Origin of the sequence: Kibdelosporangium aridum, from assembly GCF_900176515.1 — a bacterium.
Lineage (GTDB): Bacteria > Actinomycetota > Actinomycetes > Mycobacteriales > Pseudonocardiaceae > Kibdelosporangium > Kibdelosporangium aridum.
The window spans coordinates 147,908-160,292 of sequence record NZ_FWXV01000014.1; the positions used below are offsets into that span (position 1 = coordinate 147,908).

General features: G+C 63.3%; 13 protein-coding genes. 7 read left to right on the forward strand and 6 right to left on the reverse strand.

The annotated features are described in order from the left end of the window. Nucleotides 1–849: 849 nt before the first annotated feature. The 5 genes from B9C43_RS49205 to B9C43_RS49225 form a co-directional block, all read right to left on the reverse strand. Nucleotides 850–2,661 (reverse strand): recombinase family protein, encoded by a 1,812-nt coding sequence (locus B9C43_RS49205; RefSeq protein WP_084434199.1) that lies wholly within the window; start codon nt 2,659–2,661, stop codon nt 850–852. A 125-nt stretch (nt 2,662–2,786) separates the two neighbouring features. Further along, on the reverse strand, nt 2,787–4,868 hold the full coding sequence (locus B9C43_RS49210; protein ID WP_084434200.1) for an FtsK/SpoIIIE domain-containing protein: 2,082 nt from the start codon (nt 4,866–4,868) through the stop codon (nt 2,787–2,789). Continuing rightward, entirely contained in the window at nt 4,865–5,467 is a 603-nt protein-coding gene (locus B9C43_RS49215) for a hypothetical protein (protein WP_084434201.1), read from the reverse strand. The genes B9C43_RS49210 and B9C43_RS49215 overlap by 4 nt, the downstream gene beginning before the upstream one ends. Beyond that, complete coding sequence (locus B9C43_RS49220; protein WP_084434202.1) at nt 5,464–5,787, reverse strand: hypothetical protein; 324 nt, start codon at nt 5,785–5,787, stop codon at nt 5,464–5,466. Before B9C43_RS49220 ends, B9C43_RS49215 begins: the two co-directional genes overlap by 4 nt. Then, the gene (locus B9C43_RS49225; protein ID WP_084434203.1) at nt 5,784–6,128 is read right to left on the reverse strand and encodes a WhiB family transcriptional regulator; all 345 of its coding nucleotides are present in this window, start codon (nt 6,126–6,128) and stop codon (nt 5,784–5,786) included. The genes B9C43_RS49220 and B9C43_RS49225 overlap by 4 nt, the downstream gene beginning before the upstream one ends. A gap of 86 nt (nt 6,129–6,214) precedes the next feature. Here B9C43_RS49225 and B9C43_RS57205 point away from each other — a divergent pair, with 86 nt between their 5' ends. From B9C43_RS57205 to B9C43_RS49245, 4 genes are all read left to right on the forward strand, one after another. Continuing rightward, nucleotides 6,215–6,379, forward strand: coding sequence for a hypothetical protein (locus B9C43_RS57205; protein WP_160097293.1), 165 nt, complete (start codon nt 6,215–6,217; stop codon nt 6,377–6,379). A 92-nt stretch (nt 6,380–6,471) separates the two neighbouring features. Next, entirely contained in the window at nt 6,472–6,855 is a 384-nt protein-coding gene (locus B9C43_RS49235; protein ID WP_084434205.1) for a helix-turn-helix domain-containing protein, read from the forward strand. Between the two features lie 109 nt (nt 6,856–6,964). Then, nucleotides 6,965–8,476, forward strand: coding sequence for a transcriptional regulator (locus B9C43_RS49240; RefSeq protein ID WP_084434206.1), 1,512 nt, complete (start codon nt 6,965–6,967; stop codon nt 8,474–8,476). After that, entirely contained in the window at nt 8,477–8,833 is a 357-nt protein-coding gene (locus B9C43_RS49245; protein ID WP_084434207.1) for a signal peptidase I, read from the forward strand. It begins immediately after the preceding gene. On the opposite strand, the gene B9C43_RS49250 is transcribed toward B9C43_RS49245, so the two are convergent. Next, on the reverse strand, nt 8,799–10,319 hold the full coding sequence (locus tag B9C43_RS49250; RefSeq protein WP_143447140.1) for a transcriptional regulator: 1,521 nt from the start codon (nt 10,317–10,319) through the stop codon (nt 8,799–8,801). The genes B9C43_RS49245 and B9C43_RS49250 overlap by 35 nt on opposite strands. 761 nt (nt 10,320–11,080) lie before the next feature. Here B9C43_RS49250 and B9C43_RS49255 point away from each other — a divergent pair. The 3 genes from B9C43_RS49255 to B9C43_RS49265 are packed head-to-tail and all read left to right on the forward strand — an operon-like array spanning nt 11,081 to nt 12,273. Then, nucleotides 11,081–11,569, forward strand: coding sequence for a hypothetical protein (locus tag B9C43_RS49255; protein WP_084434209.1), 489 nt, complete (start codon nt 11,081–11,083; stop codon nt 11,567–11,569). A 57-nt stretch (nt 11,570–11,626) separates the two neighbouring features. Beyond that, nucleotides 11,627–11,908 carry a helix-turn-helix domain-containing protein gene (locus B9C43_RS49260; RefSeq protein WP_268811628.1) on the forward strand — a complete coding sequence of 94 codons (282 nt, stop codon included), beginning with the start codon at nt 11,627–11,629 and terminating at the stop codon, nt 11,906–11,908. Nucleotides 11,909–11,925: 17 nt separating this feature from the next. Beyond that, on the forward strand, nt 11,926–12,273 hold the full coding sequence (locus B9C43_RS49265) for a hypothetical protein (RefSeq protein WP_084434211.1): 348 nt from the start codon (nt 11,926–11,928) through the stop codon (nt 12,271–12,273). Nucleotides 12,274–12,385 lie beyond the last annotated feature (112 nt).

Sequence of the window (12,385 nt, forward strand, 5' to 3'; positions counted from 1 at the left end):
GAGCTCCACAGTCCGCACTCGTGCCAGGAGCCACGCTCTACTTCGACAACTGGCGATGGGGTGAGACCGCCGTCCGGGACGCACGCGTCCCGGACGGCGGTATGACGGACACCGCTCGCGAACGGGGGCTATGGAGGATCGGAACGACCCCCAAGGTCGCCGAGCTCGTACCCATCAAGTCGTGTCGGCCACCGCGTTGAGGTCCGCCGCTGCTGGATAGTGAGTTTGCCCGCGCGCCGACGGTTCAACAGCGTTGCTCGCGGCGGCACGATTTCCGGTGTCTCGAATGACTCAATCCAGACGTTGGATGCCGGCAGCGATCTACGCGGCCTCAGTGCGTCCGCGCCGAGGCCATGTCGCTAGAAGACGAATCTGGATTGCGGTACACCGCGTTGCGCTGTGGCGCAGGCGTGATCATGACCTGGTCTCCGCGACATCGTTGAGTGTGAGTTCGAGACGTTGCTGGCGTTGTTCAACCTGTCCTCTCTGCCATCGTCCCCACCTGCATCGGCTCCCAAAACCCCTGCTCAAGAACGAACGCGCCAGCCTCCTTGAAGGCACGTGGGGCCTATTTCATCCTCAGCACCACAACCGACGCCAGGCCCCGGATCGGCGGAGAAGTCATGACCATTTCAGAGAACGCTCCGACTGAGGCGCATCTCGCAGGTCAAGGTCATGGTGCCGGTCGCCGAGCGGAACGATAAAGGACACTGAGCCACAGCGGCTCCGTCACACCAGGCCCGAGCCAGCTTCAACATTGCCGCTCGTGGTGGCATCGAACCGCCGACGAGCCCCACGCAAGGCCTTTAACGAGCGTCCACTGTGGCTTGTAGTGATCTTTAGAAGGGCCTACTGTGAACTACATGAACACCTGCACTGCGCAGGCGTTCCACAAATCGGGTGTCGAGTCCCCCCTCGGACACACTCGCTAACCACACGTGGGTAGGCCGTCGCATAGACGGCCTTTTCTATTGGGTGAAACCGCAGCTCAAGCCCCAGCTTCTCGTACAGCTCGGCAAGCCGATCAGGCTTCTTCTCCTTCAGAGTCTCGTCAAGATCACCCAATGAGTCGATCATTGCGTAGACCTGAGCATCAGTGACCAGTTGCACACTCGGCACATTGGCCAACTCCGCCCGTGCAGCCTCACGTTCCGCTTGTGCCTCGTTGATCACTTCGACCAATGCCGCCGGGTCGACACCGGCCGTGATCGCTGCCTGATGCCGCTTCAACCTCGTCTCCGCATCAGCAAGCCGTCGCCTCGCCTGCTCGTGGGTGTTGGCGTCACCGGTCGCCCCTTCCTGGGATGCCAAGAGCTCCGCGACGGTCTCGTCAACGTTCTCGTGAGCAAAGATCCGGCGAATCCAGCCGTTCACAGCTGGGAGCAAGGTGTCCTCACGCAAGTTCACCGTCTTGGGGTGATCCGCCAAGGCCTCTGAGCCGGGCGCGAGCGTGCGAGCAAGGCAGCGGTAGTAGACGCCTTTCCGGATCACACCGCCCTGCATCTTGCGCGTACAGATGCAGCACCGCACCCGACCACGCATCAGGTACGTCTGCTTGCCACCAGTCCGGCTGCGCTCCAACTTCGCAATGCCACGCATCCCACCCGCACCACGTGACCGCCGGATCAGCTGCGCCTGCGTGAAGTCCTCCACGCTGACAATCGCCGGATGAGCAGGCCGCCGGGAACGAACCACACGATCGGGCGCAGCTCGCCGAAACCGGACGACGTGCCCCGCTGACACGTCGTCCGGATCGAACAACGTCTCTTGCTTCGTCCAGCGACCAAAGATGGCATACCCGGTATAGCGCGGGTTCTCCAGAATCGCTCGGACGGTACTGCCCTGCCATCCATCGGCCAACCGGTGCCGATTCTGCTCCGGCCGACGCGCCGACGGACACGGGATGCCGTCCCGGTTCAGTCCACTTGCGATCGCCCGATCACCGGCGCCCGCAAGGTATTCGGCAAAGATGCGCCGGACAGCCTCTGCCGCACGCTCGTCAATCGCCAGCACCCGCAACCGGTACCCCTCGGCCGCCTTACGCGGGTTCGGATGCGGCCCGCCGTCCACCACCACGTAGCCGTACGGTGCCCTGCCGCCCTGATGCCGACCTTCGTTGACCACCTGTGCGTCCATCGCCGCCCGAACCCGCGCCTGCACATGCTGCCGCTCGGACTCACTCATGCCGCCCAAGACGCTCATCAACATCTTGTGGGACGGATTGCGTGAGTCGAACTTACCTCCCAGTTCAGGCACCCACAGATCGACCCCGTAAGCCTGAAACCGCGGCGCGACCAGTGAGAACTGGTTTCCGAACCAACACCGCGTCCCTTCACCGACCACGATGGCGGTCCATTGCCGCCTCGGGTCCTTCAGCGCGGCGAGCAGCCGAGCGGCTTCGGGACGACGCTCCCACGGCACGGACCTTGACTGCCCGACATCGAAGTAGTCCGCAACGATCTCTCCGCCCAGCGGCTCGACGAACTTGCGTGCGTTGCCTGCCTGCCAAGCATGCGACGTCTCGGGGTCCTGGTTGTCTTCGGTTGAACACCGGCCGTAGAAGGCCACCGGGCCAATACCGGTCTCGGCAGTGTCCATCACCTCGACGCCGAGAAGGTCATCCAGCGTCGCCCACGGGTCACGGCTGATTTCAGCAGTCATGACAACCCTCTTCGTCCAGGACCTCGACTGTGGTCAGGTCAATCAGCATCGCTAGCAGTATGCGGCATACCTCCGGTGTCAGCGCAGGAAGTTGTTCGGGAAGGTGGATCGTGTTGCCATCGATTTCAAAGGTCATCGCGGACACCGTCATCTCCACGCGTTGAGCCGAAATCATCAATCGCAGTTCGAACGTCGGCCGTCATGTACCCGCGGACTCGGCGCGTTCCACCATCGTCGGTCGGTACGTACTGCCTGACTGGCTTGCATCCCAACTCGCTCATCTGCCGGGCGAACGCCGTCGGCTCAACGTCCAGCGCCTCGACCAGTTCCGCCGTCGGCACGAACTCCCGGCTGTCGAGGTCATCACCCAGATACTCGACCACTGAGGCCAACGGCTCCGGCAGATCACCGTCACCGTCAGTGGCAGGTCCCAAGGCCATGACGACGGCAGACGGGTCGATAGCCCGCGTTGCGTCGTCACCAGCCGCGTGACCAGTGAGCGTGCCCGCCGCTTCGCGGAGCGCCCGGCCACGTGCGCAGATCGTCCGCCATTCAGTGTTGGGCATGTAGAAGGTCCGCACAGTCGTGGCCAACATGTCCGCGCCCGCCGTCTCACCGTCCGGCCGCAGGATGCCCACTCCCTTGTGGCTCGGCAGCAGCGTGGACGCGTCATACCCACGCGTGTTCATCTGTTCGCCAAGAACGATGTTCGAATCCCGCCAGTCCATCACCCGCAAGGCGAACCGCGACCCCAATACTGCCCGCAGGCGCGACGGAATGGTGTTCGAGTCCGGCCGTTGAGTCGCCAGGATGACCACAATCCCTGCCGCCGGTCCCTTCCGAACCAGGTACGTCAGCAGGTCCGCGATGTACGTGCCGACCGTGGTCTTCTTGCCGCCAACGTCCTGCCTGGTCGGGTTTTCCAGGAACACCTGAACCTCATCGATCACCACGGCGGTGATCGGCATCCGTAGGTTGATGTCACGCGAGATCCCCGGCGTGATCTTCGACTCCGGACAGATCTCGTCGTCCAAAGTGGCCATGCGAGCGTAGCGGGATTGGACTTCTGCCGCCAGTTCCACCAAGTGGTCCCGCACTAACTCGACATGCTCTAGCTCGTCGCCACACACGAACCGGTGCGCGATTTGCTCCGCCGCGTCCCAGTCCTTCCCGCCCTTGCCATCGAACACGTACAGCCGCGTGTACGGATCGAGGATCAACCCCGCTGCAGCCAAACGCGTAGCGAATGTCTTGCCCTGCCTCGGAATCGCTCCGACCAACAACGACGTCCACACCAACGGAAGATCGATGCGACGGTTCCGAGCGTCCCGCCCGAAGGGAACTGGTTGCCAGGCATCCCAGTACTCGACGTCCAGCAACGGTGTACGCAGCGGTGGCCCGGCGTACGGATCCTCATCAGCGACCCACAAGAACACACGCCCGGCGTGCCCGCCTCGACCGCGGACGCGCTCAACGATCAACTGCACCTCATCGACCGCCAAGGCCGACGCCAACGCATCCCGATGCTTGATCACGTCGTCCGCCTTGCGCGTGGCTGGCAGGTCAACCGTGATCGACCACCCGTCGCCAACCCGCGAAGCACGCTCAACCAGACGAAGCGATTCGTCCTTGCCGATCAGCTTCGCGTCCCGGAAAGCGTCCACCAGGACCTGAGGGTCCATCGTCCAAGTCAGCGTCCGCGGTCCAGCCAACACCGCCTTACGACCGGGCGAACCGTCCTTGCGACGTCCAACAATCGCCAACACCACCGAGCCAACCGCGCCCGTGATCCACAACGGCCCACCGCCGTACACCAGATCAACAAGAGCCACCAAGAACGACACGAGCACCGCGACAAGCCCAGTTACCTTCCACCGGAACAACGTCAACGCCCGAATCTCAACGAACTTGTCGGCTAGCTTCTCGGCATGTTCGGCCGCCTCGCGGTAGTCGATGACCCGAACCCACCGACGCCACGCCCGCGCTGACACGATCAGTCCACGCCCCACAGCGCCGACGAAACGGAAAGGCACTCGAACCAACCAGGCCGCCGCGTCCTTGAGGCCCTGCCGCGACTTGAAGACGTCCGGCACGCGCCGTGAACGCTGCCACCAGTTCATGAACCCGCCGGAGTTCACGTGCGCGGCTGGAGTCTCGTCGACCAGTTCGGCATTCAAGACTGCGCGTACTACCTCGTGTCCGCTCATGACGGCGCCTTGAGCGCGGCAGCCAACTTGGACGACAAGCCACGCGAACAGCCGGTGACCTCACGAACCCACGCAGGCGTGACGACCGTGTCGCGCTTCCGAGCCGCACGCGCAACGGCCAGATACTCCGCGAACGTCGTCCGCCGTGGACTCTCCGCCTTCTCAACGGTCTTGGATGCCCTCCCGGCAGCCTCGCCCAGCTTGTCCCGTAAATCGGTGACCGCCTCAGCCGCGACGAACACAACCAGAGGCGGCACCGAATGCAGCACAACCGACGACGCCGAACCCGCCGCGTAGGCGGCCCACGTGTTCATGACGTACGTAGCCGCGAGCGTGAACCATTTCGCGCCCCGCACCCATCCGCCGGTCCGAACGCCATGCCGCGCGAGAACCTGCTCCGCCCGAAGAATCGCCAGCAGCACCAGCGACACCATCGGGTCCAGCAGCCACGCCGCAAGCCAAGGCAAAGACCACGGCGTGGCACCGGCAGCCGCGAACTGCTGAACATTGGTCATCGTGAATGCCAGCCCGAGAAGAATCCCGGTCCAACACAACCGATCCACTTGAGAGGCCACGGCTTCCACAGACTCGGCACTCATCGCCGCCGCCTTGGCATATCCTGCGTGGTCACCGTCAACGCACGTGTCAGCGTGTACGACGCGAACAACGCAGGCACACCAAGCACCGCGAGCAGCAACCACCCGGTACCAGCCTGCGTGATCACCAACCACTGAGCGGCCACGATCAGCCCGGCAGTGAACAGCACCCGACCCGCAAGTGACATGAACCGCGCGCCAGACCGAGCAGCCTCGGCGACAGCCTTCGCCCGGCGAGAACCAGCCCGCCAGACCACGAACAACACAAGAAGCACCCCGAGACCAGCCATGATCTCAACCGCGGACAAGCTGATGGTCGTCATGGCGTCGCCCCGTCCTCGGCGCGTTCGCCGCGTTGACGCCAGTGCGGGTACAGCGCGCGGCGGTTATCCTCCGAGAGCGCGCCCCACACGCCGACCGTGTCCAGCCCTGCCGCCCGGAGTTCCAGTTCCAGGCATTCGTCCTGGACAGGGCACCCGGAGCACAGCACGGCGGCCAACTCCTGATCGGTAAGCCGTTCCTCCTGCCAAGCGGGCTCATCCTCGGTCCAGCCCCACATGCACAGCCCATCACGGAGAACGACCTCCGCCAGGACCTCACGCGGCACCCAACGCAGCCGATCAAGCCGCCAAGCGATGCCGACAAGCCGGTAATCAGTCGTCATGACGCGCGCCCGGACTGCCATCCAGCAGCTTGACCAGCGCAGATGCAGGCACAACACGACGACCGCGACGCCCGACGGTCCGAAGCGTGCCGAGCCTGATCGAACGCGACACCACGGACGGCGAGATGCCCAGAATCCAAGCAGCCTGGCGAACGGAATACGAAAAAGACAGAGAAGTGCGCATAGCAAAAGTCCTTAGGTTTGATGATTTCAACAACATAGTGTTGATTTCAGCGCTCAATTGCGCGTGAGATAGCCACCGCAGCGCGGAACGCGTCGTGTCACGCCACGGAAAGGCGAAGAACCGCTAATCTCGGCGCCGAGGCGGAGCGCGGAGGAATAGGTGTCGGAGGATTGGGCGGCGGTCGCGAAGGCCATCAACGAGCGAGTCAACGAACTCGGATGGCGTCAGCGCGAACTGGCCGAACGCTCGCAGGTGTCGCAAGCCATCGTCCGCGAAATCCAGCACCACGTCGTTGAACGCCGACGCAGCGCCCGAACCCTCGAATCCCTCTCGACGGCCCTCGGCCTGCACCCACAGCACCTTGAGGCGGTGTTGCGCGGCCGAACCCCGCCAGCGCCCGGCGAACCGGTGATGCAACGGGACAACAATGTGATGTCCCGTTTGGACGGCCTGGAGCGAAGGCTCGACGACATCACCGACCGTCTCGACGATCTGAAAGCCGATCTCGCGAAGATGATCGAACATGTCCGGAAGACCCGGTAGCGCGGTGCTTTTCATGCCACTAATTCCACTGCGAATTACGCGGCGAAACGATGCATCACCAGTGCACAACCAGTGCAGGTTCAATGCATAAAGCGACGCGGGGGACGCAATGAGCCTGGTAAGCGGCTGGACCGGCAAGACCGCGGGCGCACTCCAGGCAGCCCTACGTCTAAGCAATGAGGCATTCGCGCAGCACCTAGGAATAGGCGTCCGAACCGTCGCCGCCTGGCACAAGAAACCCACCTTGCGCCCGCAATCCGAGATGCAACGAATCCTGGACACCGCTCTCGAACAGGCCCCGCCCGCAGTCCAAGCACGCTTCGCCAAACTCAGCTACAAGACCAGCTCAACCCCAGGCGACCGCCTGTCAGCCGACCCGAACATCACCTCAGCCCTCGACTGGCTAGACCACCATGCAGGCTGGCAACCCGGCACAAGCCGTCGAGAGGTCGCCTCCCGAGTCCAACGCGTCGACCCTCACGACCTGGAACTACGCGGCCGAAAGCGCGGTCGCGTGGACCAGCAGCAAATCGCCCGCGCACTGGCCGAGTACTACGGCAACCCCAGCGGCCTGTACGCCGCCGGAAACGGCGTAACCACAAGCATTCTCACGCGGCCAGACTGGCTGGACCTCGCCTGTCCGTTGGTCGCCAGCAACGACCGCCTCAACCTCACCAGCGCGGCCAGGCCAGCTGTCACCCTCGACAACGAGGCGGCAGGACAAGCTGCCCAACGTCTGGCCGAGACACTGGCGCTAGGCATTCGCATGGTCGATATGCCGATCTACCAGCTGCTTAGCACCGACATTCACCGCGGCGAACTCGGCGGAACGGTCGGCGTAAGCACGTTCGTGCACTACGCCCTGACCATGGACCTGCTCGAAGGCGAGTTCGTAGACGCGCTGACAACCGGCACGACCACGCACCCTCTACGCGACCGATACCTACCCGATCTCGACAGCATCCTGAACCTGTCGGACCGTCTCTGCGCAGGCGGCACGTTGGCACTAACTGCAATAGCCCGCCCGGCGGACCCATATCGCGGCCCGGCCGACTACGTTCTTCTGGTGCAGGAACGCTCGGGACACGTGGTCAACGCCGCACGTCGGCTGGCACCGATCCCGAAAGGCTTTCACCAGCCGCTCACCGACTACCGAGCAGACGCCCAAATCGGCGCGACCCTGCGGCGCGAGATCGAAGAGGAACTCTTCGGCCGGGATGATGTCGACAACACGGTGGGCGAACAACGCTTCGCCGACCCCATGCACCCAAGCAGGCTATCTGAGCCGATGCGTTGGCTGAGGTCCGATCCCAGCCGAATGCGCATGGAGTGCACCGGGTTCGGGCTGAATCTCGTCAGCGGCAACTACGAGTTCGCGGGCCTGATCGTCATCGACGACGAAGAGTTCTGGACGCTCTACGGCGGCATGATCGAAGCGAACTGGGAAGCATCAACGCTGCGCCAGTACTCCACGCTGGACACTGACCAGATCACGCACCTGATCCAGGACGTGGCGTGGAGCAACGAAGGCCTTTTCGCCCTCCTGCAAGGACTTCGCCGCCTGCGGGAGCTGGGTGGCGGTAGAGTCAACCTGCCCGAGATCGAATGGGAGACAACCTAAGTGGCTGCAAACTGGACCCACGGAAACGCCGGAGAAGACACCGGAGACACCCGCGGCTGGCTGCTGGGCCACTTCATAGACCCATCCAAAGGCGTCCGCGCATCGAAAGACGTCGAGGTCAAATGGGGTGTCCACCCCGCCGGCGACAAGCGTCCAGAATGGACCTCCGACGACCAGCGCACAACGCTACTTCTGTTGGTACAGGGAAACTTCCGCCTAGATCTCACCGAGGGCAGCTTCAACCTGACCAAGCAGGGCGACTATGTCCTATGGGGACCGGGGATCGACCACTCATGGGAAGCGATCGACGAAACGGTGATCATCACCGTACGGTGGCCGTCAGCTCCGGCAGCCTAACCCGATCGCCGCCCAACTCCCCCAGCCGCTTCAAGCCGAGCAGGAACGCGAACAGCCCTTCGTTGCTCCAGGACTCATCCGAGACCAGTTCGCCGACCAGTTCAGCGTCCAAGCTGGAATACACCCGAAGGCCGACGGCTTCCCAGTTCGCCTCGACGTGCCCACCGAAGCGCGTCCAAAACTCCTCGTCATCGATGACGACCAGACCAGCGAACTCATAGTTGCCGCTGACGAGGTTCAGCCCGAACCCGGTGCACTCCATGCGCAGCCGCCCGTCGTCCTCCATCAGCCACCGCATCGGTTCGGACAAGCGACTCGGGTGCATCGGCGCAGCAATCCTATGTCCGCCAACGGTTCCATCCACCTCAGCGCGCCCAAACAACTCCTCTTCCATCTCCCTCAGAAGGGTCGCGCTAATTCGAGCATCAGCCCGAGCGTCCTTGAGCGGCTGATGGAAGGACTTAGGGATCACAGATAGCCGCCGTGCCCCATTGAGCACGGTCGGCGAACGTTCCTGAACCAATAGCGCGAAGTCCGCCGGACCACGGTGTGGATCGGCTGGACGCGCAATCGCACACAAGGCAAGCACCCCACCAGCGCAGAGCCGTCCCCGCAGGTCCAGCACTGCGGCTAGATCCGGCAAGTACCGATCCCGCAGCGTCAATTTCCCACGCTGACCAGCGAGCGCATCGATGAACTCGCCTTCCAATAGGTCCATCGAGAGCGCGTACTCAGCGAACGGTGAGAGCGTCACCGTGCCTGCGATCTTGCCGGACCGAACGGCGAGATCCAACAACCGGTAGATCGGCAAGTCGGTCATGCGCACGTCCAGCGCCGCAGCCTCGGCCAAACGATCGACGGCATGCCGCACATCGACGTCCCCACTAACCATCGACGTCGTCACGAGCTCAAACCGCTCGTTCTCCGGCACTAGTGGCGTAGTGAGATCAACCCACTCTGAACGCGTGACAATGCTCGTGACCAGTTCACGGTCCGCGACTCGAACGCCGTACACGCCATACCCATCGACCGAGTCGGCGTAATACTCCCCCAGCGCCCGGCTGAGCTGACTCCGTCCGACATGAGCCCGCCGAACCAGCCGGTCATGCAGCGCTTCGGTGTCTACAGCCGCCAGCCGCGACGTCACCTCCGATTGACTCGACTCAGGCAGCCACCCAGCACGCGCGTCCAACCAGTCGAACACCCCACCAAGCCTGTCCAAGTCCACGGCCGATAGCTCTGCACGTGGCGGCGCCAACAACTGGTCAATGCTGATGCCGAAAATTCTCTCCAAGAGCCGAGCAGTCGCCGGGCGTACCTCGCCAAGCGGCCGTCCCTTCGGCCCAACCCCAGACGCCAGCCGCTGAAGGTGCCGCGCAGTGACTGTGCCAAGCTTCAGCTCAGGACGTTCCCGGGCGAACACCTCGGCGAATTCAGCAAACTCCTCGATGCTCAGCCGCCGTTCCCTGATCTTCTGCTCAAGCACAGTCCGGAACGCGCGCATCGAAACCTCTCCCGTCCGCTCCACCCGAGTAACGAACAGCCCTCACTCACCAGCTGATTTCAGTCTCGCACGAGCGGCAAACAAGCCCGTCCCAGGCCGTCCTTTCCAGTCCGACGATAAACGGACCTGTCCCAGTAGCAGGACACCGCTCATTAGCCTCATGACCTGGGAAGACCTTCACTTGGGACAACCGGACAGGTAAGGCGCGTACCCGGCCCGCTCGGCCCAAATCTCCGCTCCGAACCGGCCGGAAAAGCTCATGTCGCCATATGTCGTCCCAAGATCGTGGTCTGGGATCTGGATTCCCGACATGCTGATTTCAGCCAGCCGAGATCGCCCGATTCGGTCGAGGCACGGCCGCCCAGCGGGACAACTGATCAGGCGTCAACCCACCGCCGGGCAACCGTCGCGGGCGAGAAGAACTGTCCCTTCTCGCCCGCGACCAACCCGGAAGGAGAAGCACCATCATGTCCGCGATGCCCAGCGCGCCGACGCGCCCCGCGCGCCCTATGTGGGTCGTGAGCGTCGTCGATGATGCTGAGCACGCGGTCACCCGAGACGACATGGCCGCTGGCATCGCCTCCGGCTCCGGCACCTACCGCGCCTTATGCCGAGCCACAGTCATTCCGCCGTCTATGACTGAGCCGCCCCGCGGCCGTTGCCCGTACTGCCGCGCCGTCCTTCGCCTCGCGGCCACTCCATAGCCCTGCGGCCTTCGCACGACGCACCAATGAGGACGCCTCATGCCCACCAACGACACCGAGTCACCCCACAACGCCGAACTCTGCCCCGACTGCGAACTCCCCTTGGTGCGCCCATCCATGACGAACCTCATCGGCTATCCCAAAGACAGCCCACTCACAAAGGCCACGCCCTTACAACGCGTCCTTGCCCTGGCCGAGACGGCCAATGTGGACGTCTTCGACCTCGCCGACGTCACCTCGACCAACGTCTCTGCACTCGTCACCATCGACCAAGGCAACGACGACCTGGCCACAACGATCAGTCTCAGTCCCGACCTCACGGAGAACCTCAAAACCGACGTGATCGCTTTCGCCCTCGCCGTAGTCGGCACGCCTCACGCAATCACCAACACACCAAACGCCGCAGTGGCCATCAGCCGAACCCGACTCGCCCCGGCTAAGGACGGTCCCGGTCACCTCGCCCGCCACATGCTCTACACGTGCGGCCGCACCACACCATCAGCAACCTTCGCCATCACCGCCCTCTAACCGTGCACCCAACAACGCCCAACAACCAACCAACAAGCGTCGCCTAGGAGAACCGACGTGTCCCCACAAAACCGCCCTCCAGATCTACGCCGAAACCTTGGAGCAAAGCTGCGCCGAATGCGAGAAGCAGCGCACCTCCGCCTAGAAGTCGCAGCGCCCAAACTCGACAAATCCCGCAGCGCCCTCCACCGCGTGGAAACCGGCGAAACCAAGGCGAACGTCCACCTTGTCCGCTCAATGATGGACCTCTACGACACCTACGACCCCACCCTGCTCGACGAAGTCCGCAAAGCCAACCAGACATCCAATCCACGTAACCGCACCAAGCCCACTGCATAGTCCTAAGGAGCTCCATCATGCCCACGAACCAGTCCGAAGCAGACAAGACCGTTTCCGAGCTCGACGCTCCTGAGTCTCTCAGCGACGACGAGAAGTTCAACAGCCTGCTGGTCGAAATGGTCGCCGACCAAGCACCCCGCGTCTTCGCCGTCGTGATCGAACACGGCCACCGCGAAGACGCCGCCATCGCCGCATGGGGCATAGCCTTCGAAGACAGCGCCTACATGGTCACCGCCAACGGCAACAACCACTACTCCCTAGCCGCCGCGGAAAACGCACTGAACTATGTCCGCATCGACCCCCGCACCACGCCACATCTGGTCTGGTCCAATCCCACCGCCAACCCGCCCGAGACGCACTACTAACGGCAAACATCCACAACCAACATCTCCTACCATAGGCGGCGAGGCACTATGCCTCGCCGCATACGCATACTGGTGTCACCAGCGACGGGAGTCCATGACCTAGGCACTACTC